20 protein-coding genes are annotated in these 23,297 nt (G+C 66.4%); all 20 read left to right on the top strand.

Annotated features, from left to right (window positions below):
* Window positions 1-139 precede the first annotated feature (139 nt).
* Window positions 140-565, top strand: a complete 426-nt coding sequence (locus K3172_RS12320; RefSeq protein WP_345725655.1) for a division/cell wall cluster transcriptional repressor MraZ — start codon at window positions 140-142, stop codon at window positions 563-565.
* Complete coding sequence (gene rsmH / locus K3172_RS12315) at window positions 562-1,500, top strand: 16S rRNA (cytosine(1402)-N(4))-methyltransferase RsmH (protein WP_221590436.1); 939 nt, start codon at window positions 562-564, stop codon at window positions 1,498-1,500. The genes K3172_RS12320 and rsmH overlap by 4 nt, the downstream gene beginning before the upstream one ends.
* The gene (locus tag K3172_RS12310) at window positions 1,497-2,006 is read left to right on the top strand and encodes a hypothetical protein (RefSeq protein WP_221590434.1); all 510 of its coding nucleotides are present in this window, start codon (window positions 1,497-1,499) and stop codon (window positions 2,004-2,006) included. The genes rsmH and K3172_RS12310 overlap by 4 nt, the downstream gene beginning before the upstream one ends.
* A gap of 62 nt (window positions 2,007-2,068) precedes the next feature.
* A complete protein-coding gene (locus K3172_RS12305) occupies window positions 2,069-3,769 on the top strand; it encodes a peptidoglycan D,D-transpeptidase FtsI family protein (RefSeq protein ID WP_221591187.1) in 1,701 nt (566 codons plus the stop codon).
* Window positions 3,766-5,241 carry a UDP-N-acetylmuramoyl-L-alanyl-D-glutamate--2,6-diaminopimelate ligase gene (locus K3172_RS12300; RefSeq protein ID WP_221590432.1) on the top strand — a complete coding sequence of 492 codons (1,476 nt, stop codon included), beginning with the start codon at window positions 3,766-3,768 and terminating at the stop codon, window positions 5,239-5,241. The genes K3172_RS12305 and K3172_RS12300 overlap by 4 nt, the downstream gene beginning before the upstream one ends.
* Window positions 5,238-6,704 (top strand): UDP-N-acetylmuramoyl-tripeptide--D-alanyl-D-alanine ligase, encoded by a 1,467-nt coding sequence (locus K3172_RS12295; protein WP_221590430.1) that lies wholly within the window; start codon window positions 5,238-5,240, stop codon window positions 6,702-6,704. Before K3172_RS12300 ends, K3172_RS12295 begins: the two co-directional genes overlap by 4 nt.
* An 18-nt stretch (window positions 6,705-6,722) precedes the next feature.
* Window positions 6,723-7,793: a phospho-N-acetylmuramoyl-pentapeptide-transferase gene (gene mraY, locus K3172_RS12290; RefSeq protein ID WP_221590428.1), complete on the top strand. Its 1,071-nt coding sequence runs from the start codon at window positions 6,723-6,725 to the stop codon at window positions 7,791-7,793.
* Entirely contained in the window at window positions 7,790-9,082 is a 1,293-nt protein-coding gene (gene murD, locus K3172_RS12285) for a UDP-N-acetylmuramoyl-L-alanine--D-glutamate ligase (protein ID WP_221590426.1), read from the top strand. Before mraY ends, murD begins: the two co-directional genes overlap by 4 nt.
* An 8-nt stretch (window positions 9,083-9,090) precedes the next feature.
* Window positions 9,091-10,347, top strand: a complete 1,257-nt coding sequence (locus tag K3172_RS12280) for an FtsW/RodA/SpoVE family cell cycle protein (protein WP_221590424.1) — start codon at window positions 9,091-9,093, stop codon at window positions 10,345-10,347.
* On the top strand, window positions 10,344-11,540 hold the full coding sequence (murG, locus tag K3172_RS12275) for an undecaprenyldiphospho-muramoylpentapeptide beta-N-acetylglucosaminyltransferase (protein WP_221590422.1): 1,197 nt from the start codon (window positions 10,344-10,346) through the stop codon (window positions 11,538-11,540). Before K3172_RS12280 ends, murG begins: the two co-directional genes overlap by 4 nt.
* On the top strand, window positions 11,537-12,973 hold the full coding sequence (gene murC, locus K3172_RS12270) for a UDP-N-acetylmuramate--L-alanine ligase (RefSeq protein ID WP_221590420.1): 1,437 nt from the start codon (window positions 11,537-11,539) through the stop codon (window positions 12,971-12,973). Before murG ends, murC begins: the two co-directional genes overlap by 4 nt.
* Window positions 12,974-13,014: 41 nt before the next feature.
* Window positions 13,015-13,941 (top strand): UDP-N-acetylmuramate dehydrogenase, encoded by a 927-nt coding sequence (murB, locus tag K3172_RS12265; protein WP_221591185.1) that lies wholly within the window; start codon window positions 13,015-13,017, stop codon window positions 13,939-13,941.
* Window positions 13,942-13,950: 9 nt separating this feature from the next.
* The gene (locus tag K3172_RS12260; RefSeq protein ID WP_221590418.1) at window positions 13,951-14,925 is read left to right on the top strand and encodes a D-alanine--D-alanine ligase; all 975 of its coding nucleotides are present in this window, start codon (window positions 13,951-13,953) and stop codon (window positions 14,923-14,925) included.
* Window positions 14,918-15,826 (top strand): cell division protein FtsQ/DivIB, encoded by a 909-nt coding sequence (locus K3172_RS12255; protein ID WP_221590416.1) that lies wholly within the window; start codon window positions 14,918-14,920, stop codon window positions 15,824-15,826. The genes K3172_RS12260 and K3172_RS12255 overlap by 8 nt, the downstream gene beginning before the upstream one ends.
* Entirely contained in the window at window positions 15,826-17,112 is a 1,287-nt protein-coding gene (gene ftsA, locus K3172_RS12250) for a cell division protein FtsA (protein ID WP_221590414.1), read from the top strand. The genes K3172_RS12255 and ftsA overlap by 1 nt, the downstream gene beginning before the upstream one ends.
* Window positions 17,113-17,247: 135 nt before the next feature.
* Window positions 17,248-18,879, top strand: coding sequence for a cell division protein FtsZ (gene ftsZ, locus K3172_RS12245; RefSeq protein ID WP_221590412.1), 1,632 nt, complete (start codon window positions 17,248-17,250; stop codon window positions 18,877-18,879).
* 64 nt (window positions 18,880-18,943) lie between these two features.
* Entirely contained in the window at window positions 18,944-20,680 is a 1,737-nt protein-coding gene (locus tag K3172_RS12240; RefSeq protein WP_221590411.1) for a tetratricopeptide repeat protein, read from the top strand.
* Window positions 20,681-20,813: 133 nt separating this feature from the next.
* Window positions 20,814-21,317 carry a type III secretion system chaperone family protein gene (locus tag K3172_RS12235; RefSeq protein WP_221590409.1) on the top strand — a complete coding sequence of 168 codons (504 nt, stop codon included), beginning with the start codon at window positions 20,814-20,816 and terminating at the stop codon, window positions 21,315-21,317.
* Window positions 21,318-21,451: 134 nt separating this feature from the next.
* Window positions 21,452-22,192, top strand: coding sequence for a Bax inhibitor-1/YccA family protein (locus tag K3172_RS12230; protein WP_221590407.1), 741 nt, complete (start codon window positions 21,452-21,454; stop codon window positions 22,190-22,192).
* Window positions 22,193-22,365: 173 nt separating this feature from the next.
* The gene (locus K3172_RS12225; protein WP_247718161.1) at window positions 22,366-23,268 is read left to right on the top strand and encodes a hypothetical protein; all 903 of its coding nucleotides are present in this window, start codon (window positions 22,366-22,368) and stop codon (window positions 23,266-23,268) included.
* Window positions 23,269-23,297 lie beyond the last annotated feature (29 nt).

Raw genomic sequence — 23,297 nt, 5'->3', positions numbered from 1 at the left:
GCTCGCCCGTGCTTGCGGGCGGCAGGGGGAAAGCTTTGCCCGGGGGAGGTGTTGAACTCGCATTCGGGAACTGGGGCAGGTGTCTTTCGGAGGGTATAGCGGTCAGGCTTATTCGCCCGCAGGCGACAAGGGCCGCTTTGTGCTTCCGCCCCTCTTCCGCAAGGCCGTGAAGGACAGCAGCGATGGCCGCGTCCTCTGCCTCATGAAGCACCCGACCTGGAACTGCCTCGTCGGCTTCGGCCTTTCCCGCAAACCCGAACTCGAAGCCCAGATCGATCGCGAAGAAGAACTGGCGGTCCGGCTGGGCAAGGATTTCGACCGCGACGCGCGCTCCAGCCAGCTTTTCGGCTTCGTCGAACTTCCCTTCGACGACAGCGGCCGTTTCGTCATGCCCGATCACCTGCGCACCCTAGGCGGGATCGAGGACGGACTCTATTTCCAGGGCGGCGGCCGCTTTTTTACCCTGTGGAACCCGGACGAACTCGCCAAGATGGGCGATGACTGGGCCGGCGCCAAGGCCGCCTGCGAGAGCTTCCTCGCCGACGCGAAAGCGAAAGGCAAATGACCGGCGCGCCGCACATTCCCGTCCTCCTCGACGAGGTGATCGAGGCGCTGGACCCTCAGCCGGGCGACGTCGTGATCGACGCGACCTTCGGTGCGGGCGGGTACACGCGCGCCCTGCTGGAGCGCGGCGCGACGGTGCACGCCTTCGACCGGGATCCCGATGCCATTGCCGCGGGTCGCACCTGGCGCGAGACGGGGGAAAACCCGCCGCGCCTCATTCTCCATCCGCACCGTTTCTCCGAAATGCTGGACGTCATGACGTCAGCATGCGTCGCTCGAGTCGATGGTGTGGTAATGGATATCGGCGTATCTTCGATGCAGCTCGATCAGGCGCATCGCGGTTTTGCGTTTTCGGCGGACGGCCCGCTCGACATGCGCATGAGCCAGGACGGCGAAAGCGCAGCCGATTTCCTCAACTCTGCCGACGAAAAGGCAATCGCCGACGTTCTCTATACCTACGGCGAAGAGCGCCAGTCGCGCCGCGTCGCGCGGGCCATCGTCGCGGCGCGGCCGCTGGAGACGACGGGCGAGCTGGCGCGCATCGTGCGCAAGGCGCTCGGCCATAAGCCGCATGACAAGAAGGATCCGGCGACCCGGACCTTCCAGGCCATCAGAATTCACGTGAACGGCGAACTCGACGAACTGTCCCACGGCCTGTCGGCCGCCGAACACCTGCTGAAGGAAGGGGGGCGCCTTGCGGTGGTCAGCTTCCACAGCCTTGAAGACCGGATCGTCAAGCGCTTCCTGCGCGAGGCATCCTCAACCCCGAGCGCCTCGCGGCACGTCCCAATGGCGGCGCAGGACGATCCGGTCTTTTTTCAGGTCAGCAAGGCGATCAAGCCGTCGGAGGCGGAGATCGACCGCAATCCGCGTGCCCGTTCCTCGGTCCTGCGTTACGCAACCCGCACTGCCACTCCGGCGAGGGAGGCGGCATGATCGCGACCGGATCCCGCATCCGCCAGATCGGCTGGGCTCTCGTCCTCGCGCTATGTCTCGGCCTGCTGCTCGCGCTGACCTTCAAGGTCAACGCCGTCAAAAGCGACGTCCGCCTGACCGAACGGCGTATCATCGCCGCGCAGCAGGAGAAGCTCATGCTCGAAACCGAATTCCAGACCCGCGCCAGCCAGCAGCAACTGGCGAACTGGAATGCGGTCGAATTCGGGTACGGCCCGCCGCGTGCCGACCAGTATCTCGAAAGCGAACGTCAACTGGCGGCGCTGGGTACACCGCGCGGCCTCGATGCTCCGTCGCCCGTTCGGGTCGCCCTGAACCGGCCAATTCCCGAAGAGGAAGGCCTGTTCTCCGAATGGCTTGCAGATGATGAGAGCGCGGCCGCGCGCACCGACCGCCCGGCGCGCCGCGAACTCGCAGCGACCGACCTCGCCCAGCGGCTGACCCGCCCGGTCGGGGCCGTTACCGCCGTTTCCGAGGTGGCGCGGTGAACGCGTTCGCGGGCTATGGTCCCGCGATTGCGGCAGGGCGGAGCGGATACGGGGCGGTCAGCATGGCGGTGGCCTCGGGCCGCGTCCAGCTCGTCACCGTCCGCCAGCATTCGCTGACCACAGCCCGTTGGCGCGTCCTGTGGATCGCGCTCGCCTTTGCCTTCGTCGCGACCATGGCGATCGGCCGGATCGGCTATCTCGGCATGTCGGACCACGGCTCGCGCGCGACCTCGCTCGAGGAAGCGCTCCTGCCCCCTCGGGGCGAGATCACCGACCGTAACGGCGTGCCGCTGGCGCGGGCCTTTCCGGCCTATGCCCTGTGGTTCAATCCCAAGGCACTGGGCGAGGACGGCGCTCCGCTGGTCCGCGACCCGGCGGACGTGGCCGCGCGACTCAAGGCGATCTTCCCCGATCTCGACCAGAAACGCGTTTACGCCCAGCTCGCTTCGGGCAAGCAGGGCTACATCCGCCGCCGTGTGCTTCCCGAAGAAGCGAACCGCGTCCAGGAAATCGGCGAGCTCGGGCTCGAAATGCCGATGGAGAACGACCGCCACTATCCCCAGGGATCGATGGGCGCGCATGTGCTCGGCTATGTCGCTGCAGACGGCAAGGGCCGCGTCGGCATGGAGCAGGTGTTCGACAAGCAGCTCAACGATCCCGCCACCCGCGGCACACCGGTAGCCCTGTCGATCGACGTCCGCGTCCAGGGCGCGCTGGAGGACGAATTGCGCCGCGGCATGATGCTGAACCAGGCCCAGGGTGCGGCGGGCATCGTGCTCGATGTCGACACGGGCGAAGTGCTGGCGCTGGCCTCGCTGCCCGAATTCGATCCCAACAAGATCGACGAGCGCGGCCAGAGCCTGATGTTCAACCGCGTGACCAACCAGGTGTACGAGCTCGGCTCGACCTTCAAGCCGCTCTCGGTCGCGGCTGCGATCGATGCGGGCGTGCTGCGCGATTTTTCCAAGCGCTACGACGCCTCGCCGGTCAAGGTCGGTCGGTTCAGCATCAAGGATAGCCATGCGATGGGTCCGACGCTCAATGTGGTCGAGACCCTCATCCACTCGTCGAATACCGTGACGGCGCGCATCGCGGACGATCTCGGGCCGGTCCGCCTCCGCCAGTATATGATCGATATGGGCATGAACGAGCGTCCGCATATCGAGCTGCCGGCGAAAGGCTTTCCCCTGTGGCCGGGCAAGGATTGGGCACGCCTTACGAACATGACGGTGGGCTTCGGGCATGGCATCGCGGTGACGCCGCTCCACCTCGCCAGCGCCTACGCCGCCATGGTTAACGGCGGCATCTGGCGCCCTGCGACCTTGCAGAAGCTCGACCCCGGTGCCGCGCCCAAGGGCCGCCGCGTGTTCAAGGCTTCCACCTCCAGCCGCATGCGCCAGCTGATGCGTGCGATCACGCTTTACGGAACGGGCCGCAATGCCGACGCCAAGGGCTACCGCGTGGGCGGGAAGACCGGATCGGCCGAAAAGCCCGGTGCCGGCGGCTATCGTCGCTCGGCGATCGTCTCGACCTTCGCCGCCGCCTTCCCGATGGACCGCCCCCGCTATGTCGTGATTGCCATGCTCGACGAGCCGCGCGGGACGCTGGCCTCCAGCTACCAGCGCACCGCGGCCTGGAATGCGGCACCGATCGTCGGACGCCTCGTCCCGCGCATCGGCCCGCTGATCGGCGTGCGCCCCGACAACACGCGCGATGTCGACATCTCCGATATCCGCCCGCTCATCCCGGAGGCAGCCGAGTGAAACTCGCCAAACTCTGTGCGGCCGCTGGTCTCGCTTGCGGCGGAAGCGACGCCGAAGTGACCGGATTCGCGATCGACAATCGCAAGGTTGCGCCCGGCACGGTATTCGGCGCTTTCCAGGGCACGCGGGTCAATGGCGAGGACTTCATTCCCGCCGCCATCGAAGCGGGCGCCATCGCCGTCGTCGCGCGGCCGGAGGCCAAGGTCGAAGGCGCCGTGCACATCGCCGATACCAATCCGCGGAAGGCCTTCGCGCGGCTGGCATCGCGGTTCTTCACGCCGGTGCCGGAGCATATCGTTGCGGTCACCGGCACCAACGGCAAGACCTCCACGGTCGAGATGACCCGCCAGATCTGGCGCATGGCGGGCGAGCGCGCTGCGAGCATCGGAACGCTCGGTGTCACCACCCCGGACGAAAGCGCTTCGACCGGTCTCACCACGCCCGATATCGTGACCTTCCTGTCGAACATGAGCGGCCTTGCACGCGAAGGCGTGACGCACGTCGCCTACGAAGCGTCGAGCCACGGGCTCTCGCAATATCGCAACGAGGGCGTACCTGTCGAAGCAGCGGCCTTCACGAATTTCAGCCGCGACCATCTCGATTACCACGCCGACATGGAAGACTATTTCGCGGCCAAGATGCGGCTGTTCGACGACGTCGTGTCGGATGGTGCGACCGCGGTGGTCTGGATGGGGTCGGGCGACAGCGGCTGGAACGCCCGGGTCGTCGATCACGCCAAGTCGCGCGGCCTCGCCGTCATGACCGTGGGGGAGCAGGGCGAGGACATTCGCCTGACTTCGCGCGAGCCCACCCAGCTTGGCCAGGTGCTCACGGTCGAACACTGCGGCACCACGCGCAAGATCACCCTGCCGCTGATCGGCCCCTACCAGGTTTCCAACGCGCTGTGCGCTGCGGGCCTCGCGCTCGCGAGCGGGACCGACGCCTCCCTGGTCTGGGACGCCGTTGCGCGGCTCCAGCCGGTTCGCGGCCGCCTCGAACGCGCGGTCATCGCGCCCAGCGGCGCGCCCGTCTATGTCGATTACGCCCACACCCCCGACGCGATCGAAGCGGCCATCGCGGCGCTGCGGCCGCATGTGACGGGCCGCCTGATAACCGTCTTCGGCGCAGGCGGCGACCGCGACCATGGCAAGCGCAAGCCGATGGGCGAGTCTGCGGCCAAGGCCAGCGATCTCGTGATCGTCACTGACGACAATCCGCGCGGCGAGACTGCTGCGGATATCCGCGCACAGGTGCTTGAAGGCGCGCCGGATGCCCGCGAAGTGGGCGACCGCCGCGAAGCCATCTGTGCAGCCATCGCCGAAGCGGGCGCGGACGACATCGTCCTCGTCGCGGGCAAGGGACACGAAACGGGTCAGATCATCGGATCGGGAGAAAACATGAGGGTGTTGCCCTTCGACGATGTCGAGGTCGCGCGCGAATGCGCGGCACAGATTGCCAGAGGTGACGCATGAGCGCCGCCATCCTGCGCCATCCGGCCTATGTCGAATGGCCCGCCGATCCGCGCGATCGGCTGCCGCTGACCCTGTGGTCGGCGAAGGATATCGCCGACGCGGTGGGCGGCATAGCCAGCCATGATTTCCAGGTCGCCGGCGTCGAGATGGACAGCCGCGACGTCGTCAATGGCGACCTCTTCATCGCGCTCAAGGGCGAGGCGATGGACGGGCACAAGTTCCTCGACAAGGCCTTCGCCAATGGCGCGGCGGGCGCGATGGTCGATCGCCCGGTCGACTGGCCGCACATCCTCGTCGACGACACGACCGAAGCGCTCAAGGCGCTCGCCCGCGCGGCCCGTGCACGCAGTGAAGCGAAAATCATCGGCGTCACCGGTTCGGTCGGCAAGACCGGGGTCAAGGAAGCGATCTTCGCCGCGCTCGAACGCGCCAGCCGCGGGGCGGCGCATCGCTCGATCCGCAGCTACAACAACCATGTCGGCGTACCGCTCAGTCTGGCGCGCATGCCCGCGCGCAGCCGCTTCGGCATCTTCGAAATGGGCATGAACAATGCCGGCGAGATTGCAGGGCTGACGACGCAAGTCCGCCCGCATGTGGCCGTCATCACGACCATTGCGCCCGCGCATATAGAAAACCTCGGTTCGATGGAGGCCATCGCCGACGCCAAGGCCGAAATTTTCCTCGGCCTCGAGCCGGGCGGCACGGCGGTCATCCCGACCGATACGCCGCACTACGAACAGCTCAAGCTCGCGGCGCTGCGCGCGGGCGCCAAGGTCTTCAGCTTCGGCACCGCGCGCCATGCGGACATGCGCCTGCTCGATGCCATCCCCAGCGCCAATGGCGGCAGCCTGGTGACCTGCGAATTCGCCGAAGGCCGCCTGTGCTACACCGTGGCCGAGCCGGGGCAACACTGGGTCGCCAACTCGCTTGCCGTGATGGCGGCAGTCCGTGCGGCGGGCGGCGACCTTGCCGCGGCTGGTCTCGCGCTTGCGGAGATGGGCGGGCTCAAGGGTCGCGGTGCGCGTCACGGGATCGACGCACCGGGCGGCAAGGCGCTGTTGATCGACGAGAGCTACAACGCCAATCCGGCCAGCATGCGCGCCACCCTCGCGCAACTGGGCCAGACGCCCTCGGCGCGGCGCATCGCCGTGCTCGGCGCGATGAAGGAACTGGGCGACTTCGGGCCCAAGTTCCACGCCGGCCTCGCCGAGCCGCTGCTGGCTGCCGATATCGACTATGCGGTGTTGGTGGGCGACGAGATGGGTGCACTCGCGCGCGAATTGGGGAAACCCCAGAGTTCCGTCCTTGGCAAGCCCATCGCGTGGGCGCATTGCCGGACTGCCGACGAGGCGATCGTATTGCTCGAAAACTTCGGCGTCGTCGCGGGCGATGCCGTGCTGGTCAAGGGCTCCAATTCGGTCGGGCTCGGGCGGCTCGTGGATCATTTCACCCGCGCCCGCTAGGCGCGACAAGAGGCGCACGTGCTTTATCTCCTCGCCGAGTGGCTGAATTTCGAGGGCATTTTCAACCTCGTGCGCTACCAGACCTTCCGCGCCGGGGCGACGCTGATGACCGCGCTCGTGATCGGCCTGCTGATCGGCCCGCGCTTCATCGACATGCTGCGCGTGCGCCAGGGCAAGGGCCAGCCGATCCGCGAGGACGGGCCGCAATCGCACCTCGCCAAGCGCGGCACGCCGACCATGGGCGGGCTAATGATCCTGATCAGCCTGACGCTGTCGGTGATGATCTGGATGGACCTGAGGAACCCCTTCATCTGGGCGTGCCTCGCGGTGACGCTGGGTTTCGGGATCATCGGATTCCTCGACGACTACGACAAGGTCACCAAGGCCAGCCACAAGGGCGTTTCTGCGCGGGTGCGCCTGTTTCTCGAATTCGCGGTGGCGGGCGCGGCGAGCTACATCGTCGTCAGCCAGATCAACACCTTCGTCTATGTGCCTTTCGTCAATGACTTCGGGCTCGAACTGGGCTGGTTCTATTACCTCTTCGCCGCGGTCGTGATCGTCGGGGCGGGCAATGCGGTGAACCTGACCGACGGGCTCGACGGGCTTGCCACCATGCCGGTGATCATCGCGGCGGGGACCTTCGCCATCATCGCCTACCTCGTCGGGCGCGTCGACTATTCCGAGTATCTCGGCATTCCACATGTCGCAGGGGCGGGCGAGCTGGCGATCTTCTGCGCGGCGATCATGGGGGCGGGGCTCGCCTTCCTGTGGTTCAACGCGCCGCCCGCGGCCGTGTTTATGGGTGACACCGGATCGCTGGCGCTGGGCGGGGCGCTCGGCGCGATCGCCGTGGCGACCCACCACGAGATCGTGCTCGGCATCGTCGGCGGGCTGTTCGTGTTCGAGGCCTTGAGCGTCATCATCCAGGTCTTCTGGTTCAAGCGCACCGGCAAGCGCGTCTTCCGCATGGCGCCGATCCACCACCATTTCGAACAGCTCGGCTGGTCGGAGAGCAAGGTCGTGATCCGCTTCTGGATCGTGGCGATCATCCTCGCGATGATGGGGCTGGCAACGCTCAAGCTGCGATGATCACGTCGACCGCCTGGAAGGACAAACGCTACGCGGTGCTCGGCCTCGCGCGGTCCGGCCGGGCGACGGTCGAGGCGCTGCTGGCCAGCGGTGCCAAGGTCATGGCGTGGGACAGCCGCGAGGAAGCGCGCGCCGAGTTCGCGGGCCGGGTCGAGCTGGCCGATCCGGTCGAGGCTGACCTCACCGGTTTTGCGGGCGTGGTCGTCAGCCCCGGCGTCCCGCTCAACACCCACCCGATCAAGCCGCATGCCGACAGCTTCGGCGTGCCGGTGATCGGCGATATCGAACTGTTCGCACAGGCAAGGGCGGAGCTGCCGCCGCACAAGGTCGTCGGCATCACCGGCACCAACGGCAAGTCGACCACCACTGCGCTGGTCCACCACATCCTCAAGACCGCGGGCGTGCCGACCACCATGGGCGGCAATATCGGCCTGCCGATCCTCGAACAGGAGCCTTTGCCGGAAGGCGGGGTCTATGTGCTGGAACTATCGAGCTACCAAATCGACCTGACCTACTCGCTCGATTGCGATGTTGCGGTGCTGCTGAACATCACGCCGGATCATCTCGATCGGTATGATAGTTTCGAAGCTTACAAGGCGTCCAAGCTTCGCCTGTTCGCGCTGCAATCGGAGGGACGCGCAGCAGTTTACAACTTTGACAGCGGCGAAGGTCGCGATGTCGAGCGGATTCGTGGCGGTGATGCTGATACGCATTGGTTTACGTCAGACCGAGTGGGCTTGCTCGACAGTCAGGCCGATTGGCCGTCATTGCAGGGCCCGCACAATGCGCTAAACGCAGCGGCCGCCATCATGGTTTGCAATGCGCTCGGATGCGATGGTGATCTGATCGGCAAAGCGCTCCGCACTTACCCCGGCCTCCCGCATCGCATGGAGCGGATCGCGGAAATATCCGGCGTAGCGTACGTCAACGACAGCAAGGGCACCAACACGGCCGCCTCTGCACCCGCGCTGGCGGCGTTCGACAACATCCACTGGATACTCGGCGGGCTCGCCAAGGAGCCGGGGCTGGGCGAGTGCGAGGCCGAGCTAGGTCACGTGAAGGCCGCCTACACCATCGGCAAGGCCGGGCCGGACTTTGCCGCATTGCTGGAGGGCCGCGTGCCGGTGGAGCAGTGCGAAACGCTCGACCGCGCAGTCAGTAACGCGGCAGCTAGGGCGGTGGCGGGCGACACCGTCCTCCTCTCGCCCGCCTGCGCCAGTTTCGACCAGTATCGCGACTTCGAAGAGCGCGGCGACCACTTCCGCGAACTGGTAGAGGGTCTGAAGTGAGCGCCGCCATGCAGCCCTACGTCCCCGGCAAGCGCCAGCCCGCGCATATTCCCAAGGGCAAGCTGTCGCGGTGGTCGGAACTCAAGATCTGGTGGCGCGAGATCGACCGCGTGCTGCTGTTCCTCGTCCTGCTGCTGATGAGCTTCGGGGCCATCGCGGTCGCTGCCGCCAGCCCGGCAACGGCCAATCGCCTGTCGACCAATAGCGAGACGCTTGACCCGCTCTATTTCTTCTATCGCAACGTCGCATGGCAGGTCGTCGGCCTGTCGGTGATGATCGGAGCATCCTTGCTCAGCCGCGAGAATGCGCGCCGAGCCGGGGTCCTCATGGCGGGCGGGATGCTGGGCTTGCTGTTCCTCGTCCCGGTGATCGGGCCGGAGATCAACGGCGCGCGGCGCTGGATCAACCTCGGCATGCAGTTCCAGCCGTCGGAATTCCTCAAGCCGACCTTCGCCATCGCGCTGGCGTGGATATTCTCCTGGCGCCTGCGCGATCCGAACCTGCCGGTTCTCGGCATCAGCACTGCGCTCGTCGGCCTCATCGCCGCGCTGATGATGCTGCAGCCCGATTTCGGCGGCACGATCCTGTTTGCCGGGGTCTGGTTCGTGATGGTGGTGCTGTCGGGCGTCGACGCCAAGCGGCTCGGCATCCTGATCGGCGGCGGGCTGGCCGGGATCACCGCGACCTATTTCCTCTATGACAACGCGCGCCACCGCATCGACAGCTTCCTGGGCGGCGGCACCGCCTACGACCAGGTCGACCTCGCCAGCCGTACGCTGCTCGCGGGAGGCTGGACCGGTGCGGGCTATGGCCTCGGCATCCGCAAGATGAGCCTGCCAGAAGCGCATACCGATTACATCTTCAGCGTCATCGGGGAGGAATTCGGCCTGCTGGCCTGTGCGGTGATCGTGATCCTCTACCTCGCGATCGTAACCCGCGTGCTGATGCGGCTTGTGGACGAGGAGGATCTGTTCGCGCTGCTGGCGGGAGCTGGACTGGTCTCGCTATTGGGCGGGCAGGCCTTCATCAACATGCTGGTGAACCTACAGCTGTTCCCCTCCAAGGGCATGACGCTGCCGCTGGTGAGCTATGGTGGGTCCTCCACCATCGCCGTCTGTCTCACGGTGGGCCTCTTGCTGGCGGTCACGCGGCGCAATCCCTTCCTGAAAAGCCGAACCAAGGGTCTTGGCGAGTGGATGGGATTAGGGCAGGCGGACGGGATGATTCCGAACCCTCCCCGTCCGAAGCGCGAGATCCAGCCATGACCGGCTCGAGCCGCCATTACGTGCTCGCTGCCGGGGGCACCGGCGGCCATTTGCTGCCCGCCTTCGCGCTTGCGACCGAACTCGACCGGCGTGGCCACCACGTCGCGCTGATCACCGATGCGCGCGGGGCGGATATCCCCGGCAAGCCCGACTTCATGCCCGCGCACGTCATTCCCGCAGGGCGGTTCGGCAAGAACCCGCTCGAGTGGATCAAGGGCGCGCAGGCTGTCATGGAGGGGCGGCGCATGGCGCTGCGCCTGTTCGACAGCTTCGAGCCGAGCGCGGTGGTGGGCTTCGGTGGCTATCCCTCGCTCCCCGCGATCCTCGCCTCGACCTCGGCGGGAATCCCGACGGTGGTGCACGAACAGAACGCCGTGCTCGGCCGCGTCAACCGCCTGCTGGCGGGCCGGGTGCAGGCGATCGCAACCGCCTATCCCGAAGTCGAGCGGCTGGCGGACAAGCATGCGGGCAAGGTCCACCTCGTCGGCAATCCAGTGCGCGCGGGCGTGCTGTCGCTGCGTGACGAGCCGTTCCCGGCCTTCTCCGAAGACGGCCTGCTGCGCGTTCTCGTGACCGGCGGCAGCCAGGGTGCGCGGGTGCTGTCGGAGGTGGTGCCCGACGGGCTTGCGATGCTCCCGCCTGCGCTGCGTCAGCGGCTGCAGGTGACGCAGCAATGCCGCGCCGAAGATCTCGAGGCGGTGCGCCAGCGGTATCGCAGTCACGACATCCCCGCCGAACTGGCGACCTATTTCGAGGACATGGCCAGCCGCCTTGCCGATGCGCATCTGTTCATCGGCCGCGCGGGCGCCTCGACGATCGCCGAACTGACCGCGGTGGGTCGCCCAGCGATCCTCATCCCGCTGCCAATCGCGACCGACGACCACCAGGCCGCCAATACGCGCGAAATGGCGAAAACCGGCGGCGCGCGCATGATCCGGCAGGAACGCTTCACGGGCAAGGAACTCGCCAAGCAGATCAAGGCGCTCGCGGAGAACCCGCAAGGCCTCGCCAAGGCTGCGCATGCCGCATGGAATTGCGGCAGGCCCAAGGCGGTCGAGGACCTCGCCGATCTCGTCGAGAGCTTCGGTGGGGCGGATATGATGGACGTGATCCGCGTCGGCGGAAACAATGCCCGCGGCGCCTCGCAAGGTGCGCCTGCGGGTCAGGGCGCGGCGAAGGAGATGGCCGAATGAGGGGTGTTCCGACAGATATCGGCACGATCCATTTCGTCGGCATCGGCGGCATCGGCATGTCGGGCATCGCCGAGGTGATGAACAACCTCGGCTATACCGTGCAGGGCTCCGACATGAAGGAGAGCCCCACGGTCGAGCGGCTGCGCAGCCAGGGCATCTCGGTCAGGATCGGCCATGCGAAGGAGAATGTCGAAGGCGCCGCCGTGGTCGTCACCTCGACTGCCGTCCGCCGGACCAATCCCGAAGTTGCCCATGCGCTCGAAAATCGCATCCCCGTGGTGCGCCGCGCGGAGATGCTGGCCGAGCTGATGCGCCTCAAGTCGACCGTCGCGGTCGCAGGTACGCACGGCAAGACCACGACGACCAGCATGATCGCCGCCCTGCTCGATGCCGGCAATATCGATCCCACCGTGATCAACGGCGGGATCATCGAGCAATACGGCTCCAACGCCCGCCTCGGCGACAGCGACTGGATGGTAGTCGAGGCGGACGAAAGCGACGGCAGCTTCCTGCGATTGGACGGGACCATCGCGGTCGTCACCAATATCGATCCCGAACATCTCGACCATTACGGCGATTTCGACGGTGTGAAGGACGCCTTCGTCGAGTTCATCCACAACGTGCCCTTCTACGGCGCGGCGGTGCTGTGCATCGACCACCCGGAAGTGCAGGCGGTAATCGGCAAGGTGCGCGACCGGCAGGTGGTCACTTACGGCTTCAGCCTGCAGGCGGATATCTGCGGCGTGAACGTGCGCCCCGATGCGGGCGGGAACCGTTTCGACGTCATCGTGCGCCAGCGCGGCGAGGAGGATCGCCGAATCGAGGGCGTGCACCTGCCGATGCCGGGTCGGCACAACGTCCAGAACGCGCTCGCCGCGATCGCCGTCGCGATCGAGATGGGCTGCCCCGACGAGGTCATCTGCAACGGCTTTTCCGCCTTCGGCGGTGTCCGTCGCCGCTTCACCAAGGTGGGCGAGGTCAAGACTCGCACCGGCACCGCGACGATCATCGACGATTACGGCCACCACCCCGTCGAAATCAAAGCCGTCCTCGGCGCGGCGCGCGAAAGCGTGGCGGCAGATGGCGGGGAGGGCCGCGTGATCGCGGTCGTCCAGCCGCACCGCTACACCCGCCTGCGCGACCTGATGGACGACTTCCAGAGCTGCTTCAACGAGGCCGACCAGGTCTATGTGACGCCAGTCTATGCGGCGGGCGAAGATCCCATCGAGGGTGTGAGTTCGGAAGCGCTGGTCGCCGGTCTCAAGTCGCGCGGCCACCGCGCTGCTGCGACGGTTGCGGACGAGGACGATCTGGCACGGACGCTCGCCGCCGAGATCGGCGCGGGCGATCTGGTCGTGTGCCTCGGCGCAGGCGACATCACCCGCTGGGCCGCCGAACTCGCCGGCCGGATCGACAGGGCACGCGGCGCGTGACGATCGAGCAGCCCGACGACGTGTGGAACTGGGACAGCGGGATGGCGCCCGACTGCGAGGTCGAGGGTGGGGTTGCCGCGCCGATCGCGACCCACGGCCTGCGCGGCAAGCTGACGCATGATGCGCCGCTGGCGAAGCTCGTCTGGTTCAAGAGCGGCGGCACGGCGGACTGGCTGTTCGAACCCGCCGATCTAGACGACCTGAAGCTGTTCCTCGAACGGCTGGAAGGAAACCTCCCGGTCATGGCACTGGGCCTCGGCTCGAACCTCATCGTGCGCGACGGCGGCGTGCCGGGTGTGGTCGTTAAGCTCGGCAAGGCGTTTGCAGATATCGAAGTGCGCGACGACAATGTGGTCGCCTGCGGCGCCGGGGCCCACGGCATCCTCGTTGCCTCGACCGCCCGCGATGTGGGCGTGGCGGGACTGGAGTTCATGCGCGGCATCCCCGGCACCGTCGGCGGCTTCGTCCGCATGAACGGCGGCGCCTATGGCCGCGAGGTCAGCGACGTGCTGGTGGATTGCGACGTGATCCTGCCCGATGGGGCCTTGGTCACCCTGCCTGCTGCCGACCTTCAATATACCTACCGGCACTCGGCACTGCCGGACGGCGCCATCGTGGTCGCCGCGCGCTTCCGGGGCACGCCCGGCGATCCCGTAGAGATCGGTGCCGAGATGGACCGGATCGCCGAAGCGCGCGAGACTTCGCAGCCGCTGCGCACCAAGACCGGCGGCTCCACCTTCAAGAACCCGCCGGGCCGGAAGGCCTGGGAACTCGTCGATGCGGCAGGCTGCAGGGGCCTGACCTTGGGCGGCGCGCAGGTGAGCGAGAAGCACACCAACTTCCTCATCAACACCGGCGATGCGACCAGTGCGGACATCGAGGGGCTGGGCGAGGAAGTGAAGCGCCGCGTTTACGAGAAATCGGGCGTCGAGCTCGAATGGGAAATCCAGCGTGTGGGGCGACCGTAAGGACCAAGAATGATCGATCTCCCCAATAACCTCCACATTGCCGTGCTGATGGGCGGCTGGGCCAACGAGCGGCCCGTCAGCCTAATGTCGGGCGAGGGCGTCGCCAAGGCGCTGGAAGAGCGCGGGCATCGCGTGACGCGGATCGACATGGACCGGCGGGTCGCCGCGCGGATCGCCGAGGCCGCGCCCGATGTCGTCTTCAACGCGTTGCACGGTGTGCCGGGCGAGGATGGCACGGTGCAGGGCATGCTCGAACTGATGGGCGTTCCCTATACGCATTCGGGCGTCGCGACCTCGGTCATCGCGATCGACAAGCAGCTGACCAAGCAGGCGCTGGTGCCGCACGGCATTCCGATGCCGGGCGGACGGATCGTGAAGAGCGCGGAGCTGTTCGAGCGCGATCCCATGCCGCGGCCCTACGTGCTGAAACCGGTCAACGAAGGCAGTTCGGTCGGCGTGGCGATCGTGACCGAGGGCGGCAATTACGGCAACCCGATCGCCCGCGAGGCCAAGGGGCCATGGCAGGAGTTCAGGGAGCTGCTGGCCGAACCCTATATCAAGGGTCGCGAGATGACCGCCGCCGTGATCGATTTCCCCGAAGGTCCGCGGGCCTTGGCGGTGACCGAACTGAAGCCCAAGAGCGGCTTCTACGATTTCGATGCCAAATATACCGACGGCATGACCGACCACATTTGCCCGGCCGAAATTCCGCAGAATATCGAGAGGCTGTGCCTCGAATACGCGCTAAAGGCGCACAAGGTGCTCGGCTGCCGCGGCACCAGCCGGACCGATTTCCGGTGGGACGAGGAACAAGGCGAGGACGGCCTGTTCGTGCTCGAAACCAACACCCAGCCGGGCATGACGCCGCTCAGCCTCGTGCCCGAGCAGGCGCGCTATGCCGGCTTCGAATATGGCGAGCTGTGCGAGATGATCGTCGCCGCCGCGCTGCGCGACCATGCGGCAAAGGTCGGCGGCGATGGCTAGGGTCACCCGCAAGCAGCCTGCCGTCCGCCGATCCGCCGCGGCGCGCAACCGCAGCCAGAAGGCGCGGGCCGCGCGCAAGCACACCAGCGGTCTGCTCGACCGGACCATGGCCGCGCTGCCGTTTACCGAAGAGCAGTGGCACAAGTTCTTCCTTTACACGATCGTTGCCACGGGCCTCGCCATCGCCTGGACGGTGGCGAGCTATGCCGGCGTGCCCGACATTGCGCGCACCGAACTGGCCAAGTCTGCGTCGCGCGCAGGTTTCGAGGTCAGCAAGGTGCGCGTGTCGGGCGTCGAGCGGATGAACGAGCAACTGGTTTACGAACGCGTGCTCGGCCAGCGCGACCGGCCGATGCCGCTGGTCGATCTCGCCGAAGTGCGCGACGACCTGCTGGAACTGCCGTGGGTGGCCGATGCGCGCGTCTCGCGCCAGCTGCCCGATACGCTCAAGGTCGATATCGTGGAGCGCGAGCCGCATGCGGTGCTGCGCAAGCCCGGACGGCTGATGCTGGTCGACCGGCAAGGACATGAGCTCGAGCCGATCAGCGCCGCCAATGCCAAGGACAAGCTGCTGATCGAAGGGCCGGGGGCGCAGAAGCAGGTCGAGGAACTCGGCAAGCTGCTCGATGCCGCACCCGCATTGAAGCCGCAGATCGCAGGCGTCGAATGGGTCGGCAACCGGCGCTGGAACGTGACGTTCAAGACCGGCCAGATGCTCGCCCTCCCGGAAGGCGAGGCGGGGGCATCGGCGCTGGTGAAGTTCGCCCAGCTCGACGGGATGCACCGCCTGATCGGTGGCAAGCCGATCGCGATCGACATGCGCGTGCCCGACCGGGTCTACCTGCGGTGCAAGGACGGGCCGTGCCCGACGCAAATGGCGATGAACGGGAGAGGCGAATAATGGCGGCTCCGACCCCGCGCATCATCCGCGTCTACGGTGCGGTCAATATCGGGTCCTTCCGGGTGTCCGCCATGGTCATGGGCGAGGCGGAGGGCGGCCAGATGGTCGTGCTGGGCTCCAGCCACCGCGCGAGCGACGGCATCAAGCGCGGTTACGTCACCGACATGCGCGCCGCCAGCCACGCCATCCGCACGGCGGTCGAAAAGGCGGAAGCGAATGCCAACACCTCGATCTCGAGCGTGTGGATCGGCTGCGCGGGCGCAGGGCTCTCGAGCCGCATCTCGAGCATGGAAATCGCCATCGGCGGGCGGCGGATCGAAGAAGACGATATCGAGCATCTCCTCCACGCCGCGCGCGACCATCTGCATCCCGACGGGCGCATGGTGCTGCACGCGCAGCCCGCGCATTACACGCTCGACGGCGCGCATGGCGTGGCGAACCCCAAGGGCCTTCATGCCGAGGCGCTCGGTGTCGATGTCCATGTGGCCTTTGCCGAAGGCGCACCGGTGCGGAACCTGATCGAGGCGGTGCAGGGCGCCCATCTCGACGTCGAGGGCGTCGTGGCCAGCCCGCTCGCCACCGCCTATGCCTGCCTGTCCGCAGAGGAACGCGACCTCGGCGTCGCGCTGGTGGAGATCGGCGCCGAAGTCACCAATGTGTCGGTCCATGCGGCGGGGATGCTGCTGGGTTTGCGCTCGATCCCGGTCGGGTCGAACGACATTACCGATGCACTCGCCTCTTCGCTCGGCATCCGGCGCGGTCAGGCGGAACGGCTCAAATGCGTGTCCGGCTCGGCCATCGCCACGCCGACCGACCACCGCGAGATGATTCCCGTGAACGGCCCCGGCGAGGAACCCGACGGCCGCCTGGCGCGCGGGGCTGACGAGCAGAACCGCATTCCCCGCGCCGAACTGGTCGGCGTCGTGACCGACCGGCTGGGTGTGATCAGCTCGGAAATCGCCAAGGCGCTGAAGGCGCTGGGCTTCGGCGGCTCGCAGGGGGGGCAGGTCGTCCTCACCGGGGGCGGGGCGGAACTGCACGGGATCGCCGAATTCATGCAGGGCGCGCTCGGCCAGCCGGTCCGGATCGGCAAGCCCCCTGCCTTGCAGGGCTTGCCCGAAGCCCATGCGACACCCGGTTTCGCCACGCTCGCGGGCCTGTGCCTTTATGCCGCGGAAGACCCGGTCGATATCCGCTCGATCGGGCCGAGCTACCAGCCGACGCGGCGCTACACCGGCATGGGGCTGGTGAACCGTGTCGTGCAGGCGGTGCGCGAGTATTTCTGATGGTTGAATCTCTTGTACAACGCGGCATTAGGCCTTTGTGGATAAGGCCATTCACTGGCCCGCCGCGCGATTCGCTTTGCATGCAATCTGTGCAATAGTGGTTTTTCAGAATTTCGACTTTCCGGGGGATACCCAATGAGCATCAATATCGGTCCGGCATCCAGCGACGACCTTCGCCCCAAGATCATGGTGATCGGCGTCGGCGGTGCGGGTGGCAACGCCATCGCTAACATGATGCAGGCCGGCATCGAAGGCGTGGATTTCATCGTCAGCAACACCGATGCGCAGGCGCTCAGCAGTTCTCCGGCGGAGAAGCGCATCCAGCTGGGGCCCGACATCACCGGTGGTCTCGGCGCCGGCGCCCGGCCCGAAGTCGGCAAGGCTGCGGCCGAAGAAACGGTCGAGGACATCGAAGATGCGCTCGAAGGCTGCAACATGGTCTTCATCGCGGCCGGCATGGGTGGCGGCACCGGCACCGGCGCGGCTCCCGTCATTGCGGAGGCAGCGCGCAAGAAGGGCGTGCTGACCGTCGGTGTCGTGACCAAGCCGTTCCTGTTCGAAGGCACGCGCCGCATGCGCGCGGCGGAAGCGGGGATCGACGAGCTGCAGAAGCATGTCGACACGTTGATCGTCATCCCCAACCAGAACCTGTTCCTGGTCGCCAAGGCGGAAACGACCTTCAAGGAGGCTTTCCAGCTGGCCGACGAGGTCCTGCAGCAGGGCGTGCGTTCGATTACCGACCTGATGGTCATGCCGGGGCTCATCAACCTCGACTTCGCCGACGTCCGCTCGGTGATGAGCGAGATGGGCAAGGCGATGATGGGTACGGGCGAAGGCGAGGGCGACAATCGCGCGCTCGAGGCCGCCGAGCGTGCCATCGCGAACCCGCTGCTCGACGGTGTCAGCATGGCCGGCGCCAAGGGTGTGATCATCTCGATCATCGGCGGCGAGGACATGAAGCTGCTCGAAGTCGACGAGGCGGCGAACCACATTCGCGAACTGGTCGACGAGGACGCGAACATCATCTGGGGCTCGGCCTTCAATCCCGACCTCGACGGCAAGATTCGCGTGTCGGTTGTCGCGACCGGCATCGAAGGTGACGGTACGACCGCTACCAGAGCTCCGCAGGCCTTTTCCATGAGCGAGAGCCGCGCGCCGGTCCGTCCGGTACTCGACTTGCCGAGCGAGGACGTTGCCGAAGACGAACCTTTCGAACTGTCCGAAGGGCTCTCGGCCGAGCCTGATTTCGACGACGATGAAGCACTGGATCTCGCCACCGAAGCGGAAGGCTCTTCGGTCCTCTCCGACGATCTCGGCTATGGCCTCGATGACGAGGACGAGGAAGATTATGACGATGTCGATGGCATCGTCGACCCGCTGGCCGGCCTGCGCAACGACGACGGCGAAGTACCTCCGCCGGCCGACGATGGCGACTTCGGCGGCAATTGGGCCGAAGACGCCGGCCAGCCGTCCCCGCTCGACCTATCGGCGGCGATGGAAGACGATGGCGGCGATGACCTCTACGCCGATGGCGGCAGTCCGCTGGCGAGCAAGCCGGCGAGGAAACGGCCGGTTCTCGGCGGTGGCGGCGATGACGGCGCGGATTCGCAGGGCAGCACGCTGTTCGAGCGTATGGCCAACCTCTCGCGCGGGGCCAACAAGCCCAGCGACGAGGACGAGGACGATGATGGCGGCGATGACGATGGCGGCGATGGCGCCGGCGCACTCAACATCCCGCGCTTCCTCGGCCGTCAGAACAACCAGTAATCGGGGCCTGTAACGGGTCGCCCGTTCGGCGCGGGTTCAAGCGCCGACGGGTAGGGAATCGGGCATGGTAGCTTACGTGCGAATTGCTGGTGCGGCGGCCCTTCTGGCCGCTGCGACCGGTCCTGCGCAGGTGCTCGCGCAACGCGAGGTCGTGCAGCCCCTGCCGCCCGAAGGCTCCGAGCGCCTGAGTAATGCCCTGACCCGGCTCGCCCGCAATGCAGCCGACGTTTCCGCCTTGCTCGATGCGGGCGAAGCGGCGCTCGACGTCGGGGATGTCGATGCCGCGATCGGATTTTTCGGTCGCGCAAACGAGCTATCGCCGGACAACAGCCGCGTGAAACTGGGCCTGGGCAAGGCCTATTCGCGTTCACGCAGGCCGATCGAGGCGCTGCGCCTGTTCGCCGAGGCCGAGCGCGCAGGCGTCGCGAACGACCGCATGGCCGAAGATCGCGCTATGGCTTTCGATCTGGTGGGAGACAACCGGAGCGCGCAGGAGCTTTACCGGCTCGCCCTGGCGCGCGGAGGCGGGGCCGAAGTCAAGCGCCGACTGGCCCTGAGCCTCGCGATTTCCGGCGATCGGGCAGGGTTCGAAAGCACGCTCCTCCCGCTCCTCGAAGCGCGCGACCTCGCCGCGTTCAGGACGCGCGCCTTCGGGCTGGCCATCCTCGGTGACACGCGTGAGGCAATCGGCATTTCGGATGCCATGCTGCCGAAGCAGATGGCGGATCGTATTCGTCCCTATCTCGAGTACATGCCCCGGCTGACTCAGGCGCAGCAAGCGGCGGCGGGGACGCTGGGGGTCTTCCCGCGTGCCGCCAGCATCGGCACTGACGAGCCGCAGATTGCCGCCTATTCCAAGGAACGGCTGGCCAATGCCGCGCCCCCTGCCGGGCCTGCCCCTCGAACCCAGCAAGCGCCTGCCGCGCGAACGCAGCCCGCGCCTGCTGCAAGACCGAGACCGGCGCCTGTCCGCAGCGAACCGGCCCCGCAGCCTCGCGAGCAGCGGCCCGAGCGGCAGGTCCGGCGACCGGGCAGAACGGCCGACGTCCCGCGCGATCTCTCGCCGGCTACCCTCAGGACAGCGCAGGAACGTTCGCAGACCAACGCTCCTGCAACCGCCTCGATGCCGCCTGCGTCGGCCCCCGTGCGCCAGGCGGCTGCGAATTCGCCCGAGACCCGGACTGCGCAGCCTGTGGTGGTGGCGCGGCAGGATCCGTCGGCCACGCAGTCTTCGGAACCCGCAATGACGCCAGCTCCGTCACCTGCTCCGACTCCAGTCCCTGCACCGGCACCGGCACCGGCACCTGCTTCGACGCAAGTTGCGGTACCTGCACTGCCGCCCGCACCTCCGCCGCCGCCAGCGCAACCGGTTGCGGCGCCCGCGCAGCAGGCGCCGACACTGGAAGAAGCCTTCGCCGGCTTTACGCTCCAGCCTTCGAGCAGGCCTCCCTCGGCGCCGGGGGCGGTGGACATTACGCGGATCGCCGTGCCGCGCGAAAAGGTGGAGCCGCCGGCGCCGCCCAAGCCACCCGTTCCCGCGCGCTACTGGGTGCAAGTTGCGACCGGCAAGGACGTCAAGGCGCTTGGCTTCGACTGGCGTCGGATCGCGCGCAAGGCAGAAGGCAAGCTCGACGGCAAGGGACCTTTCCTCACGCCTTGGGGCGAGGCGAACCGCCTGCTTTCCGGCCCCTATCCGAGCGCCAAGTCGGCAAGCGAAATGATGAACGAACTCAAGGGTTTGGGGATCGACAGCTTCACCTTCCGCAGTGCCGAGGGCGAGGCCGTCGAACCGCTCGACTGAGCCGCCGCCGCGCGCTTGTGCACAGGGTTTGCACAGCCGAAAACACTTCTCCCCAGCAGCCTCGCATCGGCGGATTGCCAAGCACCCCGCACAGTCTGCATCCAGCCTGCATGACGCGCACTGGACAGGCACGATGAGGATGGCGGGCGAAAGCTACGAAGCGGAAGAGGACGGCGCTCCGCTCGACATGCTCGTGGCGCTGTTCGAGGCGCGCGGGTGGCCTTGCGAGTCCTCTCAGGGCGAGATGAGCGGCGAAATCCAGGGCAGCTGGACGACGTACCAGCTGCGCGGGATCTGGCGGCCCGAGGACATGGTACTCCAGCTGATCTGCCTGCCCGACATCCGCGTACCGGACGGCAAGAAGGCTGTCGCACAGGACCTCGTCGCTCGAGTGAACGAGCAGCTCTGGCTCGGCCATTTCGACATCTGGTCGAACGGCGGCGTGGTCCTGTATCGCAACGGGACCATGCTGGGTGACGACGGCATGCTCAGCCTCGCGCAGGCGCAGGCGTTGGTGGAGATCGCGGTCGACGAATGCGACCGCTTCTATCCCGCATTCCAGTTCGTCCTCTGGGGTGACAAATCGCCCATCGATGCGCTCAGTGCCGCCATGGTGGATGCAGCCGGCGAGGCCTGAACTGGTGAAGATTCGCGGTTAAGCTGCGTTAGGGCAATTCGGCCCGGTTTTGCTTGAATTTGCCGGAGTAAATCCCGATATTCCCTCCATGTGGAGCGGGGGCTCGACTTTGCCGCTTAGAGGAGTGAACTGAGATGGCCAATTGGAACGACACCGAGCAGAGGCAGGGCTTCGGCTCCGTGCCGCGCGCGGGTGATGCCGTTGCGAGGCAGGAAACTTTCGACGCAGGGCTGCGCAAGCACATGCTGTCGATCTACAATTATATGACGTCTGCCGTGCTGCTGACCGGCATCGTGGCGTTGCTGGCTGCGCGGAGCGGCCTCGCGCTTGCATTTGCCAGCGGTCCGCTGATGTGGATCGTGGCGCTTTCGCCGCTCGCCTTCGTGTTTGCGATGAGCTTCGGTCTCAACCGGATGAGCAAAGGCACGTTGCAGGTGCTTTTCTGGGCTTTCGCGATCGTCATGGGTCTCTCGATGTCGACGATTTTCCTGCGTTATACGGGTGAATCGATCGCTGCGACCTTCTTTGCAACCGCTGGCGCCTTCGCGGGCCTGAGCCTGTTCGGCTACACGACCAAGAAGAACCTGCAGGGTTTCGGCACTTTCCTGGTGATGGGCGTGATCGGCCTGCTGATTGCGATGGTGATCAACATCTTCCTGCAGTCGAGCACACTGATGCTGGCCATCAGCTTCATCGGCGTGCTGATCTTCGCTGGCCTCACGGCTTACGATACGCAGCGCCTGAAGATGGAATACCAGTACCTGCGTGGCACGGAATTCGCCGGCAAGGCCGTGATCATGGGTGCCCTGAGCTTGTATCTGGACTTCGTGAACATGTTCACTTTCCTGCTGCAGTTCATGGGCAATCGCGAGTGATCGCTCACCACTGATCGCACACAGGAATCATTTGGACGTGCCCGGGGCGTAACTTGCGCCCCGGGCATTTTCTTTGCCCCTTTGCGGCGCTAGGCAGTACAGGCTTCATCCCCCGTCAATCACCGATGGTGCAGGATGAATGCACAATGTATTTCTGAGGAGGGTCGCGAGCCATGAGCCGCGTTGCATCGCATTCCATTCGTCTCGCCGCGATCGTCGGCGGCCTCGCCGCAATCGCCGCTTGCACAACGCCGCCACCGCCGCCGCCCCCGTCTCCGCCGCCGCCGGTCGAGCGGGTCCCGGTGCGTCCGCTGCCGCCCTCGCAGGCCTCCTATGTCATGGCCATTCCGCGTGTCGGCGCCGACGGTCTCCGCCAGACGGTCAATGTCGGTATCAGCGACGACGAGAAGGTTTGGCATTTCCGCTCCGCCTGGAACGTGGCCGCGCTCAATTGCCTCGATCCGCGCTACCAGCCGGTGCTCGATGGCTATAGCGATTACATCAAGACCCACGGCCGCTCGCTCAAGCGGGTGAACGACCGGATCGAGGCACTCTATCGCAAGGACGCCAGCACCAAGCGCGCCGGCATCATGGCGCGCGAAACGCAGATGACCATGGTCTACAACTATTTCGCCCTGCCGCCGGCCCGTGGCGGTTTCTGCGACGCCGCGCTGGATGTCGCGAACCGCTATCTCGCCGATACGAGCATCGACCCGGCCACTTTCGCCACGGCCAATTTCTCGGCGATGGAGCAGCCTTTCGAGACGTTCTATCGTGCCTACGAAGAGTATGAACGCGCCTCGGCCGCGTGGGACGCGCAGTATGGCGCACGTTATGGCGCGTCGCAGCCGGGTTATGTCGCGGTGCAGAAAGCCCGTGGGGGCTACATCCCGCAGCCGGGCATAAGCGATCCGGCAACGCTGACGACCAATGCCCAGATCAACGAGACCAAGGTCGTCGATCCGGACACGGGTGCGGAGATTCCCGTCGTGCCGGTGAATACGACCAGCCAGTCGGTTCCAGTGGTCCAGCCGATCCCCAACGATGCGGGCGAGAACGATACCCCGCAGGACTGAGCGGCGACGCTGCAAAATGGGTCTGGTCA

This window comes from Qipengyuania proteolytica, assembly GCF_019711565.1.
In the GTDB taxonomy this organism is placed as follows: domain Bacteria; phylum Pseudomonadota; class Alphaproteobacteria; order Sphingomonadales; family Sphingomonadaceae; genus Qipengyuania; species Qipengyuania proteolytica.
This window is presented reverse-complemented; position numbering and strand designations above follow the sequence as displayed.

Bases quoted from the DNA above. Each gene is read 5' to 3' on its own strand.
- rsmH (WP_221590436.1), top strand. From the start codon at position 562: ATGACCGGCGCGCCGCACATTCCCGTCCTCCTCGACGAGGTGATCGAG.
- K3172_RS12310 (WP_221590434.1), top strand. From the start codon at position 1,497: ATGATCGCGACCGGATCCCGCATCCGCCAGATCGGCTGGGCTCTCGTC.
- K3172_RS12305 (WP_221591187.1), top strand. From the start codon at position 2,069: ATGGCGGTGGCCTCGGGCCGCGTCCAGCTCGTCACCGTCCGCCAGCAT.
- K3172_RS12295 (WP_221590430.1), top strand. From the start codon at position 5,238: ATGAGCGCCGCCATCCTGCGCCATCCGGCCTATGTCGAATGGCCCGCC.
- murD (WP_221590426.1), top strand. From the start codon at position 7,790: ATGATCACGTCGACCGCCTGGAAGGACAAACGCTACGCGGTGCTCGGC.
- K3172_RS12280 (WP_221590424.1), top strand. From the start codon at position 9,091: ATGCAGCCCTACGTCCCCGGCAAGCGCCAGCCCGCGCATATTCCCAAG.
- murG (WP_221590422.1), top strand. From the start codon at position 10,344: ATGACCGGCTCGAGCCGCCATTACGTGCTCGCTGCCGGGGGCACCGGC.
- murC (WP_221590420.1), top strand. From the start codon at position 11,537: ATGAGGGGTGTTCCGACAGATATCGGCACGATCCATTTCGTCGGCATC.
- murB (WP_221591185.1), top strand. From the start codon at position 13,015: ATGGCGCCCGACTGCGAGGTCGAGGGTGGGGTTGCCGCGCCGATCGCG.
- K3172_RS12260 (WP_221590418.1), top strand. From the start codon at position 13,951: ATGATCGATCTCCCCAATAACCTCCACATTGCCGTGCTGATGGGCGGC.
- K3172_RS12255 (WP_221590416.1), top strand. From the start codon at position 14,918: ATGGCTAGGGTCACCCGCAAGCAGCCTGCCGTCCGCCGATCCGCCGCG.
- ftsA (WP_221590414.1), top strand. From the start codon at position 15,826: ATGGCGGCTCCGACCCCGCGCATCATCCGCGTCTACGGTGCGGTCAAT.
- ftsZ (WP_221590412.1), top strand. From the start codon at position 17,248: ATGAGCATCAATATCGGTCCGGCATCCAGCGACGACCTTCGCCCCAAG.
- K3172_RS12240 (WP_221590411.1), top strand. From the start codon at position 18,944: ATGGTAGCTTACGTGCGAATTGCTGGTGCGGCGGCCCTTCTGGCCGCT.
- K3172_RS12235 (WP_221590409.1), top strand. From the start codon at position 20,814: ATGAGGATGGCGGGCGAAAGCTACGAAGCGGAAGAGGACGGCGCTCCG.
- K3172_RS12230 (WP_221590407.1), top strand. From the start codon at position 21,452: ATGGCCAATTGGAACGACACCGAGCAGAGGCAGGGCTTCGGCTCCGTG.
- K3172_RS12225 (WP_247718161.1), top strand. From the start codon at position 22,366: ATGAGCCGCGTTGCATCGCATTCCATTCGTCTCGCCGCGATCGTCGGC.